The organism is Streptomyces sp. NPDC101165, assembly GCF_044768135.1.
Taxonomy (GTDB): Bacteria; Actinomycetota; Actinomycetes; order Streptomycetales; family Streptomycetaceae; genus Streptomyces.
In genome coordinates this window covers 325,435-347,661 of sequence record NZ_JBIWPG010000007.1, presented here as the reverse complement: position 1 = coordinate 347,661, position 22,227 = coordinate 325,435, and the positions used below count along the sequence as shown (strand labels likewise).

Annotated in this window: 21 protein-coding genes and 1 pseudogene; 13 read left to right on the top strand and 9 right to left on the bottom strand. The window is 70.0% G+C overall.

What is annotated here, in order from left to right:
• Positions 1-3 precede the first annotated feature (3 nt).
• On the top strand, positions 4-2,334 hold the full coding sequence (locus ACIRVH_RS17590; protein WP_403953721.1) for an FdhF/YdeP family oxidoreductase: 2,331 nt from the start codon (positions 4-6) through the stop codon (positions 2,332-2,334).
• Here the strand turns inward: ACIRVH_RS17590 and ACIRVH_RS17585 are convergent.
• Both ACIRVH_RS17585 and purU read right to left on the bottom strand, forming a co-directional pair.
• Positions 2,322-3,119 carry an IclR family transcriptional regulator gene (locus ACIRVH_RS17585; RefSeq protein WP_403953719.1) on the bottom strand — a complete coding sequence of 266 codons (798 nt, stop codon included), beginning with the start codon at positions 3,117-3,119 and terminating at the stop codon, positions 2,322-2,324. The genes ACIRVH_RS17590 and ACIRVH_RS17585 overlap by 13 nt on opposite strands.
• Positions 3,120-3,137: 18 nt before the next feature.
• The gene (purU, locus tag ACIRVH_RS17580) at positions 3,138-4,007 is read right to left on the bottom strand and encodes a formyltetrahydrofolate deformylase (protein WP_403953716.1); all 870 of its coding nucleotides are present in this window, start codon (positions 4,005-4,007) and stop codon (positions 3,138-3,140) included.
• 320 nt (positions 4,008-4,327) lie between these two features.
• On the opposite strand from purU, the gene ACIRVH_RS17575 reads away from it, so the two are divergent.
• From ACIRVH_RS17575 to ACIRVH_RS17540, 8 genes and pseudogenes are all read left to right on the top strand, one after another.
• Positions 4,328-5,413: an S-(hydroxymethyl)mycothiol dehydrogenase gene (locus ACIRVH_RS17575; RefSeq protein ID WP_403953713.1), complete on the top strand. Its 1,086-nt coding sequence runs from the start codon at positions 4,328-4,330 to the stop codon at positions 5,411-5,413.
• A gap of 23 nt (positions 5,414-5,436) precedes the next feature.
• A pseudogene (locus ACIRVH_RS17570) lies at positions 5,437-5,565 on the top strand (N-methyltryptophan oxidase); the annotation flags it as partial.
• A gap of 5 nt (positions 5,566-5,570) precedes the next feature.
• Positions 5,571-6,704, top strand: coding sequence for an aromatic ring-hydroxylating dioxygenase subunit alpha (locus ACIRVH_RS17565; RefSeq protein WP_403953711.1), 1,134 nt, complete (start codon positions 5,571-5,573; stop codon positions 6,702-6,704).
• Positions 6,705-6,932: 228 nt separating this feature from the next.
• A complete protein-coding gene (locus ACIRVH_RS17560; protein WP_403953708.1) occupies positions 6,933-8,114 on the top strand; it encodes an NAD(P)/FAD-dependent oxidoreductase in 1,182 nt (393 codons plus the stop codon).
• A gap of 210 nt (positions 8,115-8,324) precedes the next feature.
• A complete protein-coding gene (locus tag ACIRVH_RS17555) occupies positions 8,325-9,707 on the top strand; it encodes an L-serine ammonia-lyase (protein ID WP_403953705.1) in 1,383 nt (460 codons plus the stop codon).
• 15 nt (positions 9,708-9,722) lie between these two features.
• Positions 9,723-10,580 (top strand): formate dehydrogenase accessory sulfurtransferase FdhD, encoded by an 858-nt coding sequence (gene fdhD / locus ACIRVH_RS17550; protein ID WP_403953703.1) that lies wholly within the window; start codon positions 9,723-9,725, stop codon positions 10,578-10,580.
• Between the two features lie 29 nt (positions 10,581-10,609).
• Positions 10,610-11,860: a D-inositol-3-phosphate glycosyltransferase gene (gene mshA, locus ACIRVH_RS17545; protein WP_403953962.1), complete on the top strand. Its 1,251-nt coding sequence runs from the start codon at positions 10,610-10,612 to the stop codon at positions 11,858-11,860.
• A gap of 409 nt (positions 11,861-12,269) precedes the next feature.
• Positions 12,270-13,277 (top strand): RNA-binding protein, encoded by a 1,008-nt coding sequence (locus tag ACIRVH_RS17540; protein ID WP_403953702.1) that lies wholly within the window; start codon positions 12,270-12,272, stop codon positions 13,275-13,277.
• Positions 13,278-13,350: 73 nt separating this feature from the next.
• Here ACIRVH_RS17540 and ACIRVH_RS17535 read toward each other — a convergent pair whose 3' ends face one another.
• Positions 13,351-13,710, bottom strand: a complete 360-nt coding sequence (locus ACIRVH_RS17535; protein WP_336114730.1) for an excisionase — start codon at positions 13,708-13,710, stop codon at positions 13,351-13,353.
• A gap of 68 nt (positions 13,711-13,778) precedes the next feature.
• Between ACIRVH_RS17535 and ACIRVH_RS17530 the strand changes: the two genes are divergently transcribed.
• The 4 genes from ACIRVH_RS17530 (at position 13,779) to ACIRVH_RS17515 (ending at position 17,873) form a co-directional block, all read left to right on the top strand.
• On the top strand, positions 13,779-14,750 hold the full coding sequence (locus tag ACIRVH_RS17530) for a Clp protease N-terminal domain-containing protein (RefSeq protein WP_403953699.1): 972 nt from the start codon (positions 13,779-13,781) through the stop codon (positions 14,748-14,750).
• Between the two features lie 17 nt (positions 14,751-14,767).
• Positions 14,768-15,928 carry an FAD-dependent oxidoreductase gene (locus ACIRVH_RS17525; protein WP_403953959.1) on the top strand — a complete coding sequence of 387 codons (1,161 nt, stop codon included), beginning with the start codon at positions 14,768-14,770 and terminating at the stop codon, positions 15,926-15,928.
• Positions 15,929-16,202: 274 nt separating this feature from the next.
• Complete coding sequence (locus tag ACIRVH_RS17520) at positions 16,203-17,057, top strand: alpha/beta fold hydrolase (RefSeq protein ID WP_403953697.1); 855 nt, start codon at positions 16,203-16,205, stop codon at positions 17,055-17,057.
• A gap of 75 nt (positions 17,058-17,132) precedes the next feature.
• A complete protein-coding gene (locus tag ACIRVH_RS17515) occupies positions 17,133-17,873 on the top strand; it encodes a hypothetical protein (RefSeq protein ID WP_403953694.1) in 741 nt (246 codons plus the stop codon).
• Between the two features lie 376 nt (positions 17,874-18,249).
• On the opposite strand, the gene ACIRVH_RS17510 is transcribed toward ACIRVH_RS17515, so the two are convergent.
• The 6 genes from ACIRVH_RS17510 to ACIRVH_RS17485 form a co-directional block, all read right to left on the bottom strand.
• The gene (locus ACIRVH_RS17510) at positions 18,250-18,720 is read right to left on the bottom strand and encodes a DUF5959 family protein (protein WP_403953692.1); all 471 of its coding nucleotides are present in this window, start codon (positions 18,718-18,720) and stop codon (positions 18,250-18,252) included.
• 288 nt (positions 18,721-19,008) lie between these two features.
• Entirely contained in the window at positions 19,009-19,464 is a 456-nt protein-coding gene (locus tag ACIRVH_RS17505) for a hypothetical protein (protein ID WP_403953689.1), read from the bottom strand.
• A 65-nt stretch (positions 19,465-19,529) separates the two neighbouring features.
• Positions 19,530-19,667 carry a hypothetical protein gene (locus ACIRVH_RS17500; RefSeq protein ID WP_403953686.1) on the bottom strand — a complete coding sequence of 46 codons (138 nt, stop codon included), beginning with the start codon at positions 19,665-19,667 and terminating at the stop codon, positions 19,530-19,532.
• Between the two features lie 12 nt (positions 19,668-19,679).
• Positions 19,680-21,527, bottom strand: a complete 1,848-nt coding sequence (locus tag ACIRVH_RS17495; protein ID WP_403953683.1) for an ABC transporter ATP-binding protein — start codon at positions 21,525-21,527, stop codon at positions 19,680-19,682.
• On the bottom strand, positions 21,524-21,961 hold the full coding sequence (locus ACIRVH_RS17490; protein ID WP_403953680.1) for a lasso peptide biosynthesis B2 protein: 438 nt from the start codon (positions 21,959-21,961) through the stop codon (positions 21,524-21,526). The genes ACIRVH_RS17495 and ACIRVH_RS17490 overlap by 4 nt, the downstream gene beginning before the upstream one ends.
• Positions 21,958-22,212 (bottom strand): lasso peptide biosynthesis PqqD family chaperone, encoded by a 255-nt coding sequence (locus tag ACIRVH_RS17485; protein ID WP_403953679.1) that lies wholly within the window; start codon positions 22,210-22,212, stop codon positions 21,958-21,960. The genes ACIRVH_RS17490 and ACIRVH_RS17485 overlap by 4 nt, the downstream gene beginning before the upstream one ends.
• Positions 22,213-22,227: the final 15 nt, after the last annotated feature.

The window sequence follows — 22,227 nt, the reverse complement described above, 5'->3', positions numbered from 1 at the left end:
GCCATGGCACGCAAGGCCCCGCGCGAGGAACCCGGCGAGGGCGCCCTGGAGGTGACCGCGCCCAAGCAGTGGGCCGCCGGGATCCCCGCGGTGACACACGCACTGCGCATGGGGTACGACCAGATGGGCGTCCGGCGCACCGCGTTGACCCTGCTCAGGGTCAACCAGAAGAACGGCTTCGACTGCCCCGGTTGCGCCTGGCCCGAGCCGGACCACCGGCACACGGCCGAGTTCTGCGAGAACGGCGCCAAGGCCGTCGCCGAGGAGGCCACCGACCGCCGGGTGAGCCCGGACTTCTTCGCCGCTCACCCGGTGAGCGAGCTCGCGGGCCGCAGCGACTACTGGCTGGGACAGCAGGGCCGGCTGACCCGGCCGATGTACAAGCCGGCCGACTCGGAGACCTATGTGCCGGTCACCTGGGAGACGGCGTTCGACATCGTCTCCCGGGAGCTCGGGGCGCTGCGCAGCGCCGACGAGGCCGCCTTCTACACTTCGGGCCGCACCTCCAACGAGGCCGCCTACCTCTACCAGCTGTTCGTGCGGCAGTTCGGCACCAACAACCTCCCGGACTGCTCGAACATGTGCCACGAGTCGAGCGGTTCGGCGCTCACCGAGACGATCGGCATCGGCAAGGGCAGTGTCCACCTCGACGACCTCTACGACGCCGAACTGATCTTCGTCGTCGGGCAGAACCCCGGCACCAACCATCCCAGGATGCTGTCCGCCCTGGAGATCGCCAAGCGCCGCGGAGCGCGCGTCGTCGCCGTGAACCCGCTGCCGGAGGCCGGGCTGCTGCGCTTCAAGAACCCGCAGAACGCCCGCGGCCTCGCGGGCGGCGGCACGTCCCTCGCGGACCGCTTCCTGCAGATCAGGCTCGGCGGCGACCTGGCGCTCTTCCAGGCGCTGTCGCGGCTGCTGCTGGACGCCGAGGACGCCGCGCCCGGCACGGTCCTCGACCACGACTTCATCGCCGCGCACACCGACGGCTTCGAGGCCTACGCGGACCAGGTGCGCAAACTCGACTGGGGCGATGTGGCGGAGGCGACCGGACTTCCGCTCGACGCCATCGAGGCCACCGCCCACGACGTCCTGTCCGCCCGGTCGGTCGTGGTGTGCTGGGCGATGGGCCTGACCCAGCACAAGCACTCCGTGCCCACCATCCGTGAGGTGGTGAACTTCCTTCTGCTGCGCGGCAACATCGGGCGTCCCGGTGCCGGGGTGTGTCCCGTGCGCGGCCATTCCAACGTGCAGGGCGACCGCACGATGGGCATCCACGAGAAGCCGGCGCCGGAGTTCCTCGACGCGCTGCAGAGCGAGTTCGGCTTCGAGCCGCCCCGGAGGCATGGTCGCGACGCGGTGGAGACGATCCGTGCGATGGGCACCGGCGAGGTGAAGGTGTTCTTCGCCATGGGAGGCAACTTCGTCTCCGCCGCCCCGGACACGGCCGCCACCGAGCGCGCCCTGCGCGGCTGCCGGCTCACCGTCCAGGTCTCCACCAAGCTGAACCGCTCCCACGCCGTCTGCGGCCGCGAGGCCCTCATCCTGCCCACGCTCGGCCGTACCGAGCGCGACCAGGGGCCGGACGGGGCGAACCGGTTCGTCACCGTCGAGGACTCGATGGGGATGGTGCACGCCTCCCGGGGCGGCCTGCCGCCCGCATCGCCGCACCTGCTCTCCGAGCCGGCCATCGTCTGCCGGCTGGCCCGGAGCCTCTTCGGCCCGGGCGGCGACGTGCCGTGGGCGGTCTTCGAGGCCGACTACGACGCCGTCCGCGACAGCATCGCCCGGGTCGTGCCCGGCTTCACCGACTTCAGCACCCGGGTACGCCGCCCCGGCGGCTTCACCCTGCCGCACGCCCCCCGCGACGAGCGGCGCTTCCCGACGCACACGGGCAAGGCCAACTTCACGGTCAACCCCGTGGAGGTGCTGCGGATACCGCCGGGCCGCCTGCTGCTGCAGACCCTGCGCAGTCACGACCAGTACAACACCACGATCTACGGCCTCGACGACCGCTATCGCGGTATCCACCAGGGACGACGGGTGGTCTTCGTCCACCCCGACGACCTCGCGGAGCGCGGTATCGACGACGGCGAGGCGGTGGACCTCGTGAGCGAGTGGCCGGACAGTCCGGACCGGCGGGCGGAGGCGTTCCGTGCCGTCGCGTACGACACGCCCCGTGGGTGCTGTGCGGCCTACTTCCCCGAGGCCAATGTGCTCGTCCCGCTCGACTCGGTGGCCGACACCTCCAACACGCCGACGTCCAAGAGCGTCGTCGTACGCCTGGAACGCCGTGTCGCACCCGCCGCGGGCCGGGAGGGGGCTCAGCCCAGGTAGCCCATCCGGTGGCTGATCTCCTGCGCGCCCTTGAGCAGCGCGGGGGCGAGTACGTGGATGCGTTCCTCGGTGAAGCGGTACGCCGGCCCCGATGCGCTGATGGCGGCGATGACCTCGCCGTCCCGGGAGCGGATCGGGGCCGCCATCGCGTGCAGCCCGATCTCGAACTCCTCCAGCGTCACCGCGTATCCGCGCTCGCGTGCCTCGGCGAGGTCCTTCTCGAGCTTCGTCTTCGCGGTCAGGGTGCGCGGCGTCAGCTTCTTCAGCCCGGAGGCCGCGAGCACACGGGCGCGTTCCGTCTCCGGCAGGTGGGCCAACAAAATCTTGCCGCTGGACGTGGCGTGCACGGGGGTGAGCTGCCCGACCCAGTTGTGGGAGCCGACGGCGCCCGGGCCGCGCACCTGGTAGAGGTTGACCGCGTAATGCTCCTGCAGAACGGCGAGGTTGACCGTCTCGCCGACCTCGTCCGTCAGCCGCTCGCACACCTGTCGGCCCTGCTGGGTGAGGTCGAGGCGGCCGGTGACGGCACCTGCGAGACGCACGATCCCGAAGCCCAGCCGGTACTTGCCGCGCTCGGCCGCCTGCTCGACCAGACCGCGTGCCTCCAGCGCCCCGAGCAGCCGGAACGCGGTCGACTTGTGGACGTCGAGCTCGGCGGCGACCTCGCTGACCCCCGCTTCGCCGCGCCGGGCGAGGATCTCCATGACGCTGACGGCACGGTCGACGGACTGCACCCCGTTCACTCCGGGAGCTGCTGTTTCTCCGTCTGCCGTGTAGTTGCTCATGGCGCAACTATAGGTGGGTCAGCGGAAGACGACCGTGCAATGGCCGTTGACCAGCACCCGGGACTCGCTGTGCCACTGCACGGCGCGGGCGAGCACCTGGGCCTCGACGTCGCGGCCGAGGGTGACCAGTTCGTCCGGTGCGTGCGAGTGGGTCACGCGGACGACGTCCTGCTCGATGATCGGGCCTTCGTCCAGGTCGGGCGTGACGTAGTGCGCCGTGGCCCCGACGAGCTTGACGCCGCGCTGGTGGGCCTGGACGTACGGCCTGGCCCCCTTGAAGCTCGGCAGGAAGGAGTGGTGGATGTTGATGGCCCGGCCTTCGAGCTGCTTGCACAGGTCGTCGGAGAGGATCTGCATGTACCGGGCGAGCACCACCAGGTCGACGTCGAGCTCGTCGACGAGCCCGAGCAGCCGGGCCTCGGCCTCCGCCTTGGTGTCGGGTGTCACCGGGATGTGATGGAAGGGGATGCCGTAGTTCTGCGCCAGCGGCTCGAAGTCGCGGTGGTTGGAGACGATCGCCGGGATCTCGATGTTGAGCGCGCCCGTCGACATGCGGAAGAGCAGGTCGTTCAGGCAGTGGCCGAACTTCGACACCATGATCAGCGTGCGGGTCGGGGTCGATGCGTCGTGCAGCCGCCAGGTGATCCGGTACTCCTCGGCGACCGGGCCGAAGCCGGTGCGCAGGTCCTCCAGCGAGGCGGGACCCGAGACGTCGAAGTGCACCCGCATGAAGAAGCGGTCCTGAAGCCGGTCGTCGAACTGCTGACTCTCCAGGATGTTGCCCGAGTGGCTCAACAGGAAGCTGGTCACGGCGTGGACGAGGCCGGCCCGGTCAGGACACGACAGGGTGAGGACGAACTCGCGGCCGGGCTGCGGTCGAGGAGACATGACATCCTCCCTGGGTGCGCGATGCGCAACGGTATGGGTAATACGCAACATGGTCCAGCCAGGGTGGCCGACTGGTCAAGGGGTGGTGTTCTTCTTGGTGCATCGCGCTGTGTGATGCGCAACGGTTGCACCTGACGCGCACGCACGGCGCGCGGTAACCCCTTGACAGCTGCCGCCGCAGGAGCAGACAGTTTGAGCGTTGCTTATGGCGACGCTTCATGCGTAATGCGCAACAACAGTGTTCTCTCCCTCCGTCGATCACTCCGGGGGAGTGGCCGACGCCCCGCCGTCCCGAACATCCCCTCAGTGAGGAGAGCCAAGTGGTACACGAGGTACGCGCCGTAGTCGCCCGGAAGAAGGGCGCCCCGGTGACGGTGGAGACCGTTCGGGTGCCGGACCCCGGCCCGGGCGAGGCGCTGGTGAAGGTGCAGGCCTGCGGCGTCTGCCACACCGACCTGCACTACCGGGAGGGCGGGATCGGCGACGAGTTCCCGTTCCTGCTCGGCCATGAGGCGGCAGGCGTGGTCGAGGCGGTCGGCGAGGACGTCACGGACGTCGCGCCCGGCGACTTCGTCGTACTCAACTGGCGTGCCGTCTGCGGCACGTGCCGGTCCTGTCGCAGGGGCAGGCCGTGGTACTGCTTCGCCACGCACAACGCCACGCAGTCGATGACGCTGTCCGACGGCACCGAGCTGTCCCCGGCCCTGGGCATCGGTGCCTTCGCGGAGAAGACTCTGGTCGCCGCCGGGCAGTGCACCAAGGTGGACGCGACCGCCTCGGCCGTCGTGGCAGGGCTCCTCGGCTGTGGTGTGATGGCCGGGTTCGGCGCCGCGGTCCACACCGGCGGCGTCGGCCGCGGAGACTCGATCGCGGTGATCGGCTGCGGCGGCGTGGGCATGGCCGCCATCGCGGGCGCCAAGGTGGCCGGCGCGAGCCGGATCATCGCCGTCGACGTCGACGAGCGGAAGCTGAAGTGGGCCGAGGAGTTCGGCGCCACCGACACCGTCGACTCCACCAAGACCGACGCCGTCGAGGCCGTTCGCGCCCTCACCGGCGGCTTCGGCGCCGACGTCGTCGTGGACGCCGTGGGCCGCCCCGAGACCTACCGACAGGCCTTCTACGCCCGCGACCTGGCCGGCACCGCCGTTCTGGTCGGCGTCCCCACCCCGGAGCTGACCGTCGAGCTGCCCCTGCTGGACGTCTTCGGCCGCGGCGGGGCGCTGAAGTCCTCCTGGTACGGCGACTGCCTGCCGTCCCGCGACTTTCCCGCCCTGATCGACCTGTACCTGCAAGGCCGCTTCGACCTGAAGGGCTTCGTCACCGAGACGATCGCCCTGGACGAGGTGGAGTCGGCTTTCGACAGGATGCACCGCGGCGAGGTGCTGCGCTCGGTGGTGGTCCTGTGACGGCGCGGACCGGTCGTGCCCCCGGCCACGGCTTCAAGTTCGTACCCGTGATCGGAGAGATCATCGCCGACCTGGCCACCGACGGCACCACCGATCACCCCATCGCCCTCTTCGCCCCGCGCCGCGTCCGCGTCCGACATCTTTCGAGGTGACATCGATGACCACGACCGATCTGCCCCCGAGCCTGATCTCCACGCTCTCCGGGGAGTACTACACCGACCCCGCCGTCTTCGCCCTGGAGCAGGAGCGCGTCTTCGAGGCCATGTGGTTCTGTGTGGCCCGCGCCGCGGATCTGGCCAAGCCCGGTCAGTTCCGCACCTGTCAGGTCGGGCGGGAGAGCGTGCTGGTCTCGCGCTCCCGGGACGGCGCGGTCAAGGCGTTCCTGAACATCTGCCGGCACCGCGGCGCCAAGCTCTGCACCGAGGAGTCCGGCGAGGTCAGGCGGGCGTTCCAGTGCCCCTATCACGCCTGGACCTACGGCCTTGACGGCAAGTTGGTCGCCGCGCCGAACCTGACCTCGATGCCGGACATCGACCGGACCGCGTACGGCCTGGTCGACGTCCATGTCCGGGAGTGGCTCGGCTATGTGTGGGTGTGCCTGGCCGACAACCCGCCGTCCTTCGAGGAGGACGTGATCGGGGCCGCGGTCGAGCGGCTGGGAGACACCGAGTCGATCGAGAACTACGGGATCGACGACCTCACGGTGGGCCGGCGCATCACCTACGACGTCAAGGCCAACTGGAAGCTCATCATCGAGAACTTCATGGAGTGCTACCACTGCGCCACCATCCATCCCGAACTCACCGAGGTCCTGCCGGAGTTCGCCGACGGTTACGCGGCGCAGTACTACGTGGGCCACGGCGCGGAGTTCGGGGAGGAGGTCAAGGGCTTCACCGTCGACGGCTCCGAGGGCCTGGACCGCATTCCCGGGGTCGCGGAGGGCCAGGACCGCCGGTACTACGCCATCACCGTCAAGCCGCAGGTCTTCATCAACCTCGTGCCCGACCACGTGATCTTCCACCGGATGTACCCGCTGGCACACGACCGTACGGTGGTGGAGTGCGACTGGCTCTATCTCCCGCACGTGGTGGAGAGCGGTATGGACGTGGACCGTTCGGTGGAGCTCTTCCACCGCGTCAACCAGCAGGACTTCGACGCCTGTGAGCGCACCCAGCCAGGGATGAGCTCGCGGGCCTACAGCAAGGGCGGTGTGCTGGTGCCCAGTGAGCACCACATCGGCGCCTTCCACACCTGGCTGCAGGACAAGCTCGACGTGCGGCCCGTCCGCTGATCCAGCCCGCCCCCGGTACCGCCCGTCCATCTGCCGCTCGGCCCCTCCGGCAGGTGGACGGGCCCATCTCCGCCTCCCTGCCGTGTTCCGCATGGTGATGTCCAGTTCGCCATAGAAAACAAATGTCCGCCCATCTCTTGACAGTCGATCGGCACAGCAGAAAGCATGTTGCGTATAGCGATCGATGTTGTGTTATTCGAGACAGTGATCCGTATCCGGAGGACCGGCATGAGGACCATCACCGTCGTCGGAGCGTCGCTGGCCGGCCTCAGCACGGTGCGCGCGCTGCGCGCGGAGGGCTACGAGGGCGAGATCGTCGTGGTCGGGGAGGAGCGTCACACCCCCTACGACCGGCCTCCGTTGTCCAAGGAGTTCCTCAAGGGCGACCTCGACGCCGACGCGCTCGCGCTGGGCGACGCGGGCGAGTACGAGGAGCTGCGGGTGCGGTGGCTGCTCGGCGAGCGCGCGGTCCGGCTGGACCCGGGGGACCGCTCCGTGACCCTGGCCGGAGGACGGCAACTGCGCACCGACGCAGTGGTCGTCGCGACGGGCGCCACACCCCGCAGGCTCCCCGGCATGGAGGGGCTGGCCGGCGTCCACACCCTGCGGACCCTGGACGACGCCCGGTCCCTGCGCACGGAGCTGCTGAACGGCCTGCCCCGGGTCGTCGTCATCGGCGCCGGTTTCATCGGTGCCGAGGTGGCGTCCACCGCCCACCGGCTCGGGCTCCATGTCACGGTCGTCGAGGCGCTCGGCGTACCGCTGGAGCGCCAACTGGGGCGTGAGATGGGTCTGGTGTGCGCCTCGCTCCACAGCGATCACGGGGTCGCACTGCTGTGCGGCACCGGCGTGGCGGGGTTCACCGGCAGAGGTCGGGTCACCGGAGTAAGCCTGGCCGACGGGCGAGTGCTGCCCGCCGACATCGTCGTGGTCGGGGTGGGGGTGCGACCTGCCACCGACTGGCTCGCCGGCTCCGGCGTACAGGTCGACGACGGTGTGGTGTGCGACGCCGGCTGTGCGACCGCTGTTCCGGGCGTGGTCGCCGTCGGGGACGTCGCGCGCTGCCCTCATCCGTTCACCGGACGGCATGCCCGCGTCGAGCACTGGAGCAACGCCACCGAACAGGCGAGGACCGCCGCCCGCACGCTGCTCTCCGGGGTGTCGGCCCCCGCCCCGTGCACCGCGCCGTACTTCTGGTCCGACCAGTACCAGGTGCGTATCCAACTCGCGGGACACGTTTCCCCCGGTGCCGTGCCCGAGGTCGTCGAGGGAGACCTCGACAGCCGCTCCTTCACGGCCGTCTACCGCCGCGAGGGCTCCGCCGTCGCCGTGCTCTCCCTCGACCAGCCGAAGCTGTTCAACCGGCTGCGCCGCACTCTCGTCCCGGCCACCGCGGTACCCGTCGCATGAGCCGCCCGTCCCCACCGCCCGCGCCGTCCACGCCGTCCACGCCGGACGGTGCCATGAGCAGCTCGCGGTACGCGCTTCAGGCGCCCGGGGGCCATGGCACCGCCCTGGCGCAGAAGCACCCGCTCCACCCGGGCCGGTGACCGACAACCCTCCCGCAGGGGCGTGCCCGGTACCTGCCCGGCAAGTCCCGCCCACCCCACGGAGTATGGCGTGGCAATCAGCGTCTTCGACCTGTTCTCCATCGGCATCGGCCCGTCCAGCTCGCACACCGTCGGCCCGATGCGGGCCGCCGGGATGTTCGCCGCGCGGCTGAAGAAGGACGGCCTGCTCGCCCAGACCGCCACGGTGCGGGCGGAGCTGTTCGGATCCCTCGGGGCCACCGGCCAGGGCCACGGGACCCCCAAGGCCGTACTGCTCGGGCTGGAGGGCAACGAGCCGCACACCGTCGACATCGCCCGGGCCGAGCTGGACGTCGAGCGGATCCACACCACGCGGCGCATCCGCCTCCTCGGCGCGGAGATCGGCGCGGCCCACGAGCTCGACTTCGACGTCTCCACCCACCTGGTCCTGCACCGCCGGCGGTCACTGCCGTACCACGCCAACGGCATGACCCTCTTCGCGTACGACGCCGACGGACTGCCGCTGCTGGAGAAGACGTACTACTCGGTCGGCGGCGGCTTCGTGGTCGACGAGGACGCCGTCGGCGCGGACCGGATCAGGCTCGACGACACGGTGCTGCCCCATCCCTTCCGCACGGGCGACGAGTTGCTCCTCCTCACGAAGGAGACGGGCCTGTCCATCTCGTCGCTGATGCTGGAGAACGAGAAGGCCTGGCGCACGGAGGAGGAGATCCGCGCGGGACTGCTGGAGATCTGGCGGGTCATGCGGGCCTGCGTCGCCCGCGGCCTGTCCCGCGAGGGCATCCTCCCCGGTGGCCTGAAGGTGCGCCGCCGGGCCGCGGCTGTCGCCCGCGCGCTGCGCAGCGAGGGCGACCCGGCGAGCCGGGCGATGGAGTGGGTGACCCTCTACGCGATGGCGGTGAACGAGGAGAACGCCGCGGGCGGCCGGGTCGTGACCGCACCGACGAACGGCGCGGCGGGCATCATCCCCGCCGTCCTGCACTACTACCTCGACTTCGTGCCCGGCGCCGACGAGGAGGGCATCGTCCGATTCCTGCTCGCGGCGGGCGCCATCGGCATGCTCTTCAAGGAGAACGCCTCCATCTCCGGCGCCGAGGTCGGCTGTCAGGGCGAGGTCGGCTCGGCCTGCTCGATGGCCGCGGGCGGTCTGGCCGAGGTGCTGGGCGGCAGCCCGGCGCAGGTGGAGAACGCCGCCGAGATAGGGATGGAGCACAACCTCGGCCTGACCTGCGACCCGGTCGGCGGCCTGGTCCAGATCCCCTGCATCGAACGCAACGGCATGGCCGCGGTCAAGGCCGTGACCGCCGCTCGGATGGCGTTGCGCGGCGACGGCCGGCACCACGTCTCCCTCGACAAGGTCATCAAGACCATGAAGGAGACCGGCGCCGACATGAAGGTCAAGTACAAGGAGACCGCGCGTGGCGGCCTCGCCGTCAACGTCATCGAGTGCTGAGGCGGGAGTAGGGCCATGGGACGGGTCACCGAGCGACGGCGCGTGCTGCGCATCCGGGACGGAGCGGTGAGCGCGCGGCCGGACACCCTGGTGGCCGAGGAGCCGCTGGAGATCCGGCTGGGCGGCAGGCCACTGGCGATCACCATGCGCACGCCCGGTGACGACTTCGCGCTGGCCGCCGGGTTCCTGGTGAGCGAGGGCGTCGTCCGCCGGGCCGAGGACGTGGCGAACATCGTCTACTGCGCGGGCGCTACGGAGGACGGTGTCAACACGTACAACGTCGTCGACGTCCAGCTCACTCCCGGTGTGCCCCTGCCCGACATCACGCTCGAGCGGAACGTCTACACCACCTCGTCCTGCGGGCTGTGCGGCAAGGCGAGTCTGGAGGCCGTACGGACCACCGCCGCGTGGCCGGTCCGCGACCGGCCCCCGCTCCGGGTCGCCCCCGAACTGCTGGCCGTCCTGCCCGACCGACTACGGGCCGCGCAAAGGGTGTTCGACCGGACCGGCGGCCTGCACGCGGCAGGGCTCTTCTCGTCCGAGGGTGAACTGCTGGATCTCCGGGAGGACGTGGGCCGGCACAACGCCGTCGACAAGCTCATCGGCAGCGCACTCCAGACCGGCGAACTGCCGCTGTCCCGAAGGATTCTGCTGGTCTCCGGGCGGGCGTCCTTCGAGCTGGCGCAGAAGGCGGTGATGGCGGGCATCCCGATGCTGGCGGCGGTCTCGGCACCGTCCTCCCTGGCGGTGGACCTCGCGGCCGAGACCGGACTCACCCTCATCGGCTTCCTGCGCGGCGGCTCCATGAACGTCTACGCCGGCGAGCACCGCCTCGACCCGCCGCCGCAGTCGGAGGGAGGGTCCGCGAAGTGAGCCGGCTCAGCCGCCCCCGCCGTGTCGCCATGCTCAGCGTGCACACTTCACCGCTGCACCAGCCGGGCACCGGCGACGCCGGCGGGATGAACGTCTACATCGTCGAGCTCGCCGTACGTCTCGCCGCCCTCGGCATCGAGGTGGAGATCTTCACGCGGGCCACCTCCGCCGAGCTCCCGCCGAGCGTCGAACTCGCGCCCGGAGTCCTGGTACGGCATGTGCACGCGGGCCCCTACGAGGGCCTGGCCAAGGAGGACCTCCAGGGCCGGCTGTGCGCCTTCACCCAGGGTGTGACGCAGACCTGGGCCGACCACCGCCCGGGTCACTACGACCTGCTCCACTCGCACTACTGGCTCTCCGGCCACGTCGGCCGTCAGGTCGCCGAGCGCTGGGGCGTCCCCCTGGTGCACGCCATGCACACCATGGCCAGGGTGAAGAACGCCTCCCTCGCCGAGGGCGACACCCCCGAACCCGCGAGCCGCGTGATCGGCGAGACACAAGTCGTGCGGGCCGCCCACCGGTTGATAGCGAACACCGAGAGGGAGGCGGAGGACCTCCTGCGCCACTACGACGCCGACACCCACCGGGTCGCCGTCGTCCACCCCGGGGTCAACCTGGAGCGGTTCAGGCCCGACACCTCCGGCGTCGTGGCCGGCCGGGCCGCGGCCCGCACCCGCCTCGGTCTGCCGAGGAACGCTCTCATCGCGCTCTTCGCCGGCCGCATACAGCCGCTGAAGGCGCCGGACATCCTGCTGCGCTCGGTGGCCCGGCTCCTGGAGGAGCGTCCATCGCTGCGTGAACGGATCCTGGTGCCGGTCGTGGGCGGGCCGAGCGGCAGCGGTCTGTCCGAGCCGGAAGGGCTGCAGAAGCTGGCGGCCCGGCTCGGCATCTCCGACGTCGTGCTGTTCCGGCCGCCGGTCGGCCAGGACCAACTGGCCGACTGGTATCGCGCGGCGTCCGTCCTCGTCATGCCGTCCTACAGCGAGTCCTTCGGACTGGTCGCCGTCGAGGCACAGGCCTGCGGCACACCGGTGATCGCCGCCGAGGTAGGCGGTCTGCCGGTGGCGGTGCGAAACGGTGTGAGCGGCGTTCTCGTACCGGGGCACGATCCGGCGGACTACGCACGGGAGTTGCACCGCTTCGTCGAAGACCCGGCACTCTCCGCCCGCATGGGCACATCCGCAGCCCGGCACGCCCGCTCCTTCGGCTGGGACACGGCTGCCGCGGCGACGGCGGGGGTGTATACGGCGGCGATGCACGAACGTCGCCCGCGGGGTTGACGCCCTCGCATCAACAAGCGGCCGACCGAGCCGAGCCATGGGCCGCGTCTGCTCCTGTCTCTGCTGCTCATGCCTGAGACGCACTCGGTCTGGCACCCCACGGTAAATCGGGTGCCGGAAGACGGGGATCGCACTAAGGTGAGCCGGGTTCAGGTGCGAAGGCTGCGGCTACTTCGCCTGTAAAGCGGGTGACGCGGGTTCGAATCCCGCCGCCGGCGCTACGCCGGTGTCGTCCAGCGGCCCAGGACGCCTTACGTCGCCGTCGCCGACTTCGATCTCTGAACGCCTACGGCACGAGCCGCCCGCTACGGGGGTACCTGCGGGCGGCTTCGTCGTACTCATCCCGACCAGCCCACGTCGTATACCTCGATCCCGTCCGCGAATGCGACGAACTCGCAAGGATGAGGCCGTGCTGACCTACGTGTACCGCGTCACCAAGTACGACCCCGCCGAGCGCGACGAACATGGCCACTACACCGGTCCTGAGGACACTGTCAGCGACCGTGGCGAGGTCGAGGCGGCCTGTCTTCAGGCGGTCGCGGCATGCGCCGCAGACACTGGCATCGATCACCTGGTCGTACGCGAACCGCAGGTTCCCTGCCTCGCGTACCTCGGTGTCGAGCCTCTGGTGGAGGGTTTCGGGCTGGACGGGCTCTTCCCGTCCGACATGGCCGGCTTCCACGACGGGGCACAGGTGCCGCTCGATATCGCGCTGGAGCTGGTGCGGGTCATGCTGCGCGGCAGCGGTGCCTGGTGCCGACTGGAGGCGGAGGACACGTTCGCGGTCCACGTGGGGTGGGACCAGTACCTCTACATCAGCAGCAGCCGGCCTTGCGAGGAAGCGCTGGCCCGCACCCGCGAGCTCGGGCTGTTCCCAGAACACCTGGACGCCTCCCCGTACGCCTTCGAGGCCGAGGAGGAAGAGCGAGACATCCAGCGGCCCGGAGACGATGACTTCTGGGCAGACCTGCACAGGGCAGTCGCCACCGGCCGCGCAGGAATCCTGGAAGAGACGTATCTCGAAGGCGCCTCACGATGGCACCACCTCACCAGCGACACCATCGATGCGGTTCGCGTCGGACTGGCTCCCCGGGCCCGACTCGCTGTCTGGCCACCCCTGTCCACCGACATCGACGCCGTCCTGAGAACTCTCCCCGCTGACGGCCTCGTCGAAGGCCTGTGGCAGCACGACGACGGCCTCATCCACAGCGCCGTCGCCGACGAGGAGGAGTTCCCGGAACTGACCGCCCGGATATCCAGTGCCCGCGCTGCCGCACTTCTGCCTGTCTATGCCGGTGAACGTGTTCCTCTGTGCACTGCTGTCATGCCCGACGACGACGGAGTCCTACGAGCTCGTTGGCGAACCGAACCAACGACGAATGACCAGGACTTGACACTCCGTCAGCCCAAAGGGTGAGCACACCGACCAGGTCGATGGGGCCCCGCGGCGCGCTTGGTCCGGCCCGAGAGCACGGTGCTGCTCGCCCCGGTCACTTCCGCTCCAGCGCGGCCAGCCGCAGCTCAAGCTGGTCAACCCGGTGTCGTAGCAGGGTGACTTGAGCCTCCAGGCTGACTTCGCGCTCCGCCCTGCGCTGAATGCGCGGTGATGCAGCCGCACGCTCGATCACCGCGTCCAGCCGGACCAGGCGCTGCGGCCCGTTCGGGCCGTCCACCAGCCGGGACTGGATCTCGCCGTTGCGGTACCAGGACCGCAGGGCCGAGCGGGAAACGCCGGTCTCGGCTTCTGCCTTGGCCAGTGTGACCCAGGGTGTCTCGTCCAGCTGCTCGAACAGCTCCAGTTCGTTCTGCCAGCGCGCGAGCCGGTCCTCCCAGTCCGACGGTGTCTCCATCACACCCTCCCTTCAGCATGGTGACCCTATCAATAACAGTGTATTGACAGGGCTGGGACCATGAAAGCATGACTTTTGAGAGGTTCACGGTGAAAGCCCGCCAGGCGGTCGTCGCGGCCCAGGAGCAGGCGAGGCTCCTCAAGCACAACCACATCGGCACGGAGCACATCCTGTTGGGGCTGCTCGACGTGCCGGACAGCATGGCCGCGACGGTTCTGCACCGGCTCGGGTACGACAAGGAGACGGCACAGGTCGATGTCGCCGCGGTGGTCAAGCCCGGCACGAAGGAGCTGAGCGGCCATATCCCGTTCGCGCCGCCCGCGAAGAAGACCCTGGAACTCGCCCTGCGCGAGGCGCAGCAACTGCACCACAACGACATCGGCACGGAACACATCCTGCTCGCCCTGGTCAGGGAAGGTGAGGGCGTCGGCGCGAAGGTGCTTGCCGCGCGGATCAGTCCGATCAGCAAGATCCGTGCCGCGGTGCTGGCATCAGTGGAGGGATCACAGGACGTCGCGGCCGGCCCATGGCCGTCCGGCACCCCCGCCACCGAGGACACCATGTCCATCGCCGGCGCACTGGCCGGTGGCGCACCGGTCGGCAGCCATCACCTGCTCGAGGCGATGCTGCGAGCGGAGAACAGCATGGCGGCCAGGGCACTGCGCGAACTCGGTGTCGACCCGGCCGCGGTCGCCGCCAAGATCGATGAACTGGATCCGGAGACGACCACGGACGCGAACCCGGAGGAGGCCGCCGCGCGCAAGATGGAGATCCGGCTGGTCGACGATGAGGTGCACCTGATCCTGCGGGACCCGGCAACGGTCACGATCGCCAAGAAGGTCACCGAGCTGTCCGATGGCCCGATCCAGGGCGTCGGGCCGGTTGCCGGCATGTTCGTCCCGCTCTGGCGGTCGACCAACCAGCTGCTGGGGCAGATCCAACGCATGCTGGAACCGGAACCCGAAGAGGAGGACGGATCCGCCGCGAGCAAGGTGACCAAGGCCGTGCGCACGGTGCTCGCGCCCCGGCTCCGCCGGTGAACCGGCTGATCAGCGGGCTGGAACCTGTCGGTGGGGCAGGCGAGGACGGGGGCTCGGTCAGCGCGACCGTCACCATCGTGGGAGCCGGCTTGGGCGGCCTGGCCCTTGCCCGTGTGCTGCACGTGAACGGCATCGACGCCGTCGTGTACGAACGTGAATCGTCGCGCGACGCGCGCGGTCAGGGCGGCATGCTCGATCTGCACTCAGGGACCGGGCAGCGGGCGATGCGCGAGGCCGGCCTGATCGATCAGTTCTACGCGATGGCCCGTCGTGCAGGTCAGGACCTGCGCCTTCTCGAGCCGGACGGCACCCTGCTGCTCCAGGAGGACACGCCCGACGACGCCCCGCTCGATCGACCCGAGGTCGATCGTGTCGATCTGCGCAACCTGCTGCTGGACTCCCTCCCCGAACACACGGTGCGCTGGGGGCACGCGCTCGAATCCGCCGACAACGGCCTGCTGCACTTCGCCGACGGCAACACCGCGACGTACGACCTGCTGGTCGGCGCCGACGGCGCGTACTCCCGGGTCCGCGCGCTGCTCACCGACGCCCGGCCGGCGCACACCGGCCAGAACGTCGTCGAGCTCGGCATTCCCGACATCGACCGCACCCACCCCGACCTCGCGGCGCTGGTGGGGCGCGGCAACTACTGGGTGCTCGGCAACGGACAGTCCCTGTCGGCGCAGCGCAACGGCGACGGCCGCGTACGCGTCTACCTCAGCTTCTACAACACCGCCGAGAACTGGCCCACCACCAGCGGCATCCCGTTCGACGACCCAGCCGCCGCCCGGATGCGGCTGATCGACCTGTTCACCTGCTGGGACGCACGCTTCACCGCACTGATCGCAGCCTGCGACGACACGGTCCTGCCGCGATCGATCACCACTCTCCCGGTCGGCCTGACCTGGCCGTCGAGACCAGGCGTCACCCTGCTCGGCGACGCCGCGCACCTGATGCCGCCGGTGGGGCAGGGCGCCAACATGGCACTGCTCGACGGCGCCCTGCTCGGCCTCGGGCTGGCCGCGCACCCGGACGACTTTCCCGCCGCCGTCAAGGAGTACGAACGCGAGATGTTCGAACGCACCAGCGCCGCCGCCCGGCAGTCCGCGCACGTCCAGGACATCCTGACGTCGCCCGACGCCGGCCGGAAACTGCTCGCGTTCTTCCAACCGGGCTGAAGGAAACCGAGTACGACCAAGCAACCGGCCGCCCGGCCAGTGCGATCACCCGCGGTTCAGGCCCCTCGGTTGTCTCACGGCACTCACACGACATGAGTCTCGGTGCCCGGACAGAAGCCAGGCCGGGCCGCGGGGGAGCCGGGACTGGAGCGACAGGTGGTCGTGCCTTCTCCCGAACCAAGGGGTACCGGCCCGTCTCCCGGCCGACGGTCGCGGGACGCCGATATGAGGACTTGAATGAGTCGTGTGACGCACAGGACGAGGGGAGGACGCCATGGACCCGGTCGTCCAAGCCGTGACCGTGTCGCGAGGCCCCTACCGCCTGCACGCGGAAGTCGTGCCGGGTACCGGCACGCCCGTGGTCCTGATGCACGGCTTCCCCGACAGCACCCGCCTCTACGACCGGCTGCTGCCGCACCTCGAGGGCCGGGTGCCCGTGGTGCGGTTCGACTTCCTGGGATGGGGGGAGTCGGACAAGCCGCGTGACCATCCCTACACCGTGGCCAGTCAGGTGGCCGACCTTGCCGCCGTCGCGGACACGGTGGCGGAGAGCCTGGGATCCCGCCGACTCGTGCTGGTGGCGCACGACGCCTCCGGACCGCCCGCGATCGACTGGGCGCTTGCCAACCCGGACCGTGTGGCACGGCTCGTCCTGCTGAACACCTACTACCACTGGACCCTCGCGCTGCGCCGGCCGCCGGCCATCGCCCTCTACTCCACGCCGCTGGTGCGCGGGGCGGCGCGCGCCGTGGTCCGGCGCCGGCCGGATCTGGACCGGCGCCTGTACGCATGGCAGGTGGGCCGGTTCATATGCGACTCCGAGGTTCGTGAGCAGTATGTGGCGCGGCTCTACGAGCAGTTTCCCGCCGCTCGACCGGCCTTTTGGCGGCTCAACGACGAACTCCTCGTGGCGGTGTTCAGCCGCAGACGGCGCCTCCCCGAACTGCGCACGTTCGAGCCGCCCGTACGGATCGTTTTCGGGGCTCGGGACCGTTACCTCAATGTGCGGGTGGCACGGCAGTTCGCCGACCTGTTCCCGAACAGCGAACTGCGTCTGCTCGACGACGCCGGCCACTTCGTCCAGATCGACGAGCCTGAGCGGGTGGCCGACGCCATTACCGCCACATAGCGCCCGCACCTCGGGCGACCCCTACGCTGATGCCGGGGCATCGAGGCACGCGGACGATCCTCCGGGGTGATCGAGATGCTTGATCTGTCCGCCAGGTTGTCGGACCTTCCGGCGGTACGGGGCCGAGCCCCCTGGCCGGGACATGAGTACGTCAAGGGCTGGGGCGTGTTCGCGCTGCCTTTCGACTCCGGCCACGTGCTCGCGCTGCGCGTCTTCCCGGAGAACGACTTCGGTCCGTACCGCACGCTGTGGCATCGCGATCCGGACGGCAACTGGTCGATCGACGTCGACGGGACACGGCTGGACACCGCGTGCCCCAGGTACTACGGCCCCGCATGCGACCGCACGGGACACGCGCACATACAGGTCACCTGGACGGGACCGGCCTCCCTGCGGGTGACGATGGATTCCCCCTCACTGGACTGGACCCTGACAGCCACCTCGACCCCGCTCCTGGACCTTCTGAACAGCGTCAGCGCGGCGCTGCCGCTTTCCACCTGGCGCACTCCTCTCTGGCTTCGGGCACGACAGCGACTGGCCCGCGCGCTGGGAATGGGCGACATGCGCTTCTCCGGTGTCATGCCGAGTGGCCATACCGGGATGCTCATGCCGCAGCGGATCTACTTCGTCGACACCTCGCGAGCCATGTTCGACGGTGTCGACCTCGGCCGCCCCGTTCATCTGCCGGAGTGCGTGCGTATCGGTGCCGCGACCCTGCCGGCCCGCGGCGTCCTTGCCATCGGCCAGGCGGTCTGGGAGATCCTGGACCCCGCCGAGTACGAGCGCACCCGCTCCGAGACCGCCCGGCAGCCGTAGTCACGGTGCCGCACCGCCGTCATTGGGGCTGAGGCCGGCGTGGCTGGCACGCCGAAGGCCGTGGGCCCGTTCCGCCGGGCGGTACACGGCCTTCGGAACGAGTTCGCCGATCACCCCGCATGGCTCTCTGACCTGCGGCGGACTTCGTCAGAGGTCGCCAGTGGCACAGACTGTGTCGGAGGCGTGTCACGAGGACGGACCGCGCCCTCCTGAGGTGACCAGTGGCAGCAGAGGCACTGGCGATGATGTCAAGCCGACGGCGCGCCATCAGCCTGGGAAGCTGAGGTGATCTATGCACGGTTGCCTGGCTGACCTGGGCAGGAGCACTGTCCTTGGGTGAACGCGTGATATCGGCCGGCTCGACAGGTGGCACGCCTCAACGCTTGCGGTTAGGGCTCCACTCGTAGGCCCCCGGCGCCGTCTCGACGACTTCACGGGGCCAGGTCTGCCGCACCTGTTGCAGACGTTCTTGATGTCTGTTGACCCAGTTCCCTTCCGGACGGATTCCCAGGTGCGTCGTGAGACGATCCGGATCTTCGACGGACACCCACAGCAAGCCGTCTTCGTGCAGGTGAAGGGTGAGGCCCAGGCCACGATCTCCTCCGATGCCGGCTCGCCGGCCAGGCGTGAGGTCAGACAGGTCCTGCTGCCAGGCATCAAGATCCTTCTGGAAGAGGTGGACGTCCAGCCGGGCGTCGATGAAACTCGCGGATACCAACACGTCGGCGCGCAGGATGTCGTGGCCGGTCAGTATGCCCGGCTGGAAGCGGCCAGTGACGCGCACGATACAGCGGTTCCCGTCTGCGTCCTCCAGGTGGATCAGATCCGCCGGGGCCGGTTCCGTCATCGGGTACTCGCTTTCCTGGAGTTGGGGTGAGCTTGCATCCTCTCTCATCGCCCCGTGGGCAACGCGGACGGCCGAGGGGGAGGAGAGTCGCGCCCCCAGGGCCAAGTCAGTGCCGGTGAGCCGGCCATCGATGACGTCGGGTCGGTACCGGATCCGCTTCGGCTTGCGCTTGAAGGCTCGCGTGACCTGGGCGAGTTCAGCGGCTGCGAGGTTGCCGGCCTTCAGCTCGTGGAGTCTCGCCTTGAACGCGAATAACTCGCGGAGAGGCCCTGAGCCGTCGGGAGCGAGTCAATGGACTGATTCATGGGACCAGTAGGCGCGGATCACCGACAGCTTCGTCTTGAGATCCTCGACGTCTTTCCGGCTGCTCGAGAACGCGCCGGGAACCCGGAGCGACCGTCCGTGGACCCGGAAAACGCGCAGTTCCCACCAGTCACCAAGGCGCGCATGGTAGCTACGCATCTCGATCCGGGTGACCTCAGCCCACGGTATCGACTTGCTGCCCAAAAAGGTGCGGAAGACCATACCGTCAGGCTTGAGGAGCGTGCGGCTGTAGCCACGGTTGATCCTGTAGAGGATTGAGATCAGGAAGACCGCGCCAATGGGTCCAACCCACCACCACAGGTCCGGCTCCGCCCACAGGCCCCATGCCAGCCCCGCCGCAATGACAGCGTGCCGGAAAGCGCTCCACCGCCAGTACCTGTGCCGCGCAGCGGTGTCGAGACCGATACATACGTCGGGCACACCGACAATGCTACGGACACCAGATGAGTGCCGCATCCTCGGCTGGACCACATGCAGGCGATCAGTCAGTGCCGCCATCGCGGAGCTCGGTCGCTGGACGAGGTGACGTTCTCGCCCTTCCACTTGCCGTAGGCGTCGGGCCGGCGCCGGGTGAGGCGATCGGCGATCCGCTCGGACCACACGGCCTTCTCGCCGGAGGCCATGACGCTGACGGCTCAACCGTCCGTTCCTCCACAGCTGCCGACCCCGGGCTCTCCGCCGGGCCGGAGCATCTGGCTCGCGGCCAGCTCGCGATAGAGGGCACTGCGGGCGAGCAACTCCTCGTGGCGTCCGCCGGCGGCGATGCGGCCGTCCTGCAGCAGCACGATGCGGTCCGCGTGCTGCACGGTGGACAGACGGTGGGCGATGACCAGCAGGGCGCACTCCTCGGCGACGTCCTTCATGACGGTGGTCAGCGCCGCTTCGTTGATCGCGTCGAGGTGGGAGGTGGGTTCGTCCAGCAGGAGCAGCGACGGGCGGGCCAGCAACGCGCGGGCGAGGGCGATGCGTTGGCGTTCGCCGCCGGAGAGGTTGCTGCCGCGTTCGCCGATGACGGCGGCCAGGCCGCCGGGCAGTCGGTCGACGACCTCTTCGAGCCGGGCCAGTTCGACGACGCGCCGGATCTCCGCTTCCGAGGCGTCGGGCACGGCGTAGGTGATGTTGTCGCGCAAGGTGCCGTGGACGACATGGGTGTTCTGGTCGACGACGGCGATGCCCCGTCGGCATGCGTCACGGGTGAGCCCGGTCGCGGGCCGCCCGTCGAAGAGCAGGGTGCCCGTGTCCGGCTCGTAGAACCTCGCCACCAGGGCGAACACGGTGCTCTTGCCGGCCCCGGACCGGCCCACCAGGGCCACCTGCCGACGATGCGGGACGGCGAACGAGACGCCGCGGAGGACCGGCCGTTCCGGTTCGTAGCCGAAGTGGACGTCGCGCAGGGCGAGGACGGGCTGTTCGAGGGTGACGGGCGGCCCGGTCGGGCGCGGTACGGGCGCGACGTGTCCCCGGATCCGGGGTGCGGCGGGCTCCACCGGCAGACTGAGCGCCCCGTCGATGCGCTGGTAGGCGCCCATCCCACGCTGGACCAGGCCCACCGCACGGAAGACGGAGGACAACGGCAGGGCGAGGTACGAGGCGTACAACAGGAAGGCGACGAGGTCACCGAGGGATCCGGCGTGGCCGCTCACGCGCAGGCCGCCGACGACCAGCACGATCAGGAAGGAGCCCTGGACGGCGAGTTCGACGGCGGAGCTCATGACGGAGGCGAGCTTCGCCGCGCGTACGCCCGATCCGTAGGCGGCGTCGACGCGGGCGCCGATGCCGGCCGCCTCGCGCTGCTCGGCGCGGTGCACCCGGACCATCGGCAGCGCACCGAGGGCGCGTTCCAGATCGGCGGCGACGGCACCGACCGCCTCCTGCATGTGTGCGGACGCGCCCCTGATTCCCGTGAGCAGCGAGGCGACGACCACGGCCGCCGCCGCCACGGTGACGGCCACCAGGAACAGCAGCAAGGGGTCGAGCCACGCCATGAGGACGATCGCCCCGGCGGAGACCACGCTGCCCGTCACCAGATCGACCAGGGCCTGCGACACGACCTCCCGGAGCACGGTGGTGTCGGCCGTGACCCGGGAGATGAGGTCGCCGCCCCGGTGGCGGTCGTACTCCCGCATCTCCAGCCGGAGCAGCCGCCCCACCAGCCCGTGACGGAGCTGTCGTACGACGCCTTCTCCCATCCGATCCAGCAGGAAGCGTCCCGTGGCCCCCGCCGCCGCCTCGACGACGAACAGCGCCCCCAGAAGTCCCAGCAGCGGCCAGATCACCTGTCCGTGGCCGCTCGCGTCCACCACGTCCTTGGCGACGAGCGGTTGGGCCAGGCCCAGGGCGGAGCTCACGAGGGTCAGTACGGTGGCGACGGCGATGGCGCCGCGGTGCCCGGCGGTGAGCCCGTACATCGTGGCCACCGCCGCCAGGGTGGACCTGTCACCCTCGGCCTCGGCCCGGTCGTGCGGAGCCGTCGCGCCGGTCATCGGTCCGTCGGCCGGGGCAGCGGGTCGACCGCCACCAGCCGGGCGAAGTAGCCCTCCGGCACACCCTCGCCGACGGGACCGCCCTCCGCCTCGATCCAGGCGTGCGCGGTGAAGGGCGGGACGATGCGTACCCCGGTGCACCAGGTGGGCCAGGTTCCGCCGAGCCGGCACAGCAGCGCGGCGCCCAGGGAACGCGGCAGGCACCCCTTCGGCCCGGCGCAGCGCAGACTGGCGGCGCACATGGCGTCGCGCGCGTTCCGGGCCTCTGCGGCGGTGGCGGGTCTGGCACCGCGCCGCAGGATGCCCAGTACGGAGCGGATGCGGCGGGGCGGCAGCAGGGCGACGGCGAGGGCGGGGAGCAGGACGATGCGTGCGGCCAGGCGGCGGGACAGGGGCACATCGGTCGGCCGCTCCAGCGCGCTGGGCGTCGTCATGAGGCGAGCCCCGAGTCGCGCAGCTGCCGTACGAGGGCCTCGACGTCGTGCAGTGCCTGTGCCTCGTCGATGTCGAACTCCCGGACCAGGGCGGCGACCGCGTCCGTCTCCTCGCCGCCGTCGAGCAGGGCCCGCACCACCAGGGTGGCCGACGGGTTCAACTCCCAGTAGGCGCCGGCCTGTTCGTCCAGCAGCACGGTGCCGTAGTCGGTCTGGGCCGTCGAGACGTTGTCGCCGAACCGCAGAGGCATGTGAGGACCTTTCTG

Bases quoted from the DNA above. Each gene is read 5' to 3' on its own strand.
- ACIRVH_RS17520 (WP_403953697.1), top strand. From the start codon at position 16,203: ATGGACCCGGTCGTCCAAGCCGTGACCGTGTCGCGAGGCCCCTACCGC.
- ACIRVH_RS17510 (WP_403953692.1), bottom strand. From the start codon at position 18,720: ATGACGGAACCGGCCCCGGCGGATCTGATCCACCTGGAGGACGCAGAC.
- ACIRVH_RS17535 (WP_336114730.1), bottom strand. From the start codon at position 13,710: ATGGAGACACCGTCGGACTGGGAGGACCGGCTCGCGCGCTGGCAGAAC.
- ACIRVH_RS17490 (WP_403953680.1), bottom strand. From the start codon at position 21,961: ATGACGACGCCCAGCGCGCTGGAGCGGCCGACCGATGTGCCCCTGTCC.
- ACIRVH_RS17500 (WP_403953686.1), bottom strand. From the start codon at position 19,667: ATGGCCTCCGGCGAGAAGGCCGTGTGGTCCGAGCGGATCGCCGATCGC.
- ACIRVH_RS17515 (WP_403953694.1), top strand. From the start codon at position 17,133: ATGCTTGATCTGTCCGCCAGGTTGTCGGACCTTCCGGCGGTACGGGGC.
- purU (WP_403953716.1), bottom strand. From the start codon at position 4,007: ATGTCTCCTCGACCGCAGCCCGGCCGCGAGTTCGTCCTCACCCTGTCG.
- ACIRVH_RS17585 (WP_403953719.1), bottom strand. From the start codon at position 3,119: ATGAGCAACTACACGGCAGACGGAGAAACAGCAGCTCCCGGAGTGAAC.
- ACIRVH_RS17530 (WP_403953699.1), top strand. From the start codon at position 13,779: ATGACTTTTGAGAGGTTCACGGTGAAAGCCCGCCAGGCGGTCGTCGCG.
- ACIRVH_RS17565 (WP_403953711.1), top strand. From the start codon at position 5,571: ATGACCACGACCGATCTGCCCCCGAGCCTGATCTCCACGCTCTCCGGG.
- ACIRVH_RS17495 (WP_403953683.1), bottom strand. From the start codon at position 21,527: ATGACCGGCGCGACGGCTCCGCACGACCGGGCCGAGGCCGAGGGTGAC.
- ACIRVH_RS17485 (WP_403953679.1), bottom strand. From the start codon at position 22,212: ATGCCTCTGCGGTTCGGCGACAACGTCTCGACGGCCCAGACCGACTAC.
- fdhD (WP_403953703.1), top strand. From the start codon at position 9,723: ATGGGACGGGTCACCGAGCGACGGCGCGTGCTGCGCATCCGGGACGGA.
- ACIRVH_RS17590 (WP_403953721.1), top strand. From the start codon at position 4: ATGGCACGCAAGGCCCCGCGCGAGGAACCCGGCGAGGGCGCCCTGGAG.
- mshA (WP_403953962.1), top strand. From the start codon at position 10,610: ATGCTCAGCGTGCACACTTCACCGCTGCACCAGCCGGGCACCGGCGAC.
- ACIRVH_RS17560 (WP_403953708.1), top strand. From the start codon at position 6,933: ATGAGGACCATCACCGTCGTCGGAGCGTCGCTGGCCGGCCTCAGCACG.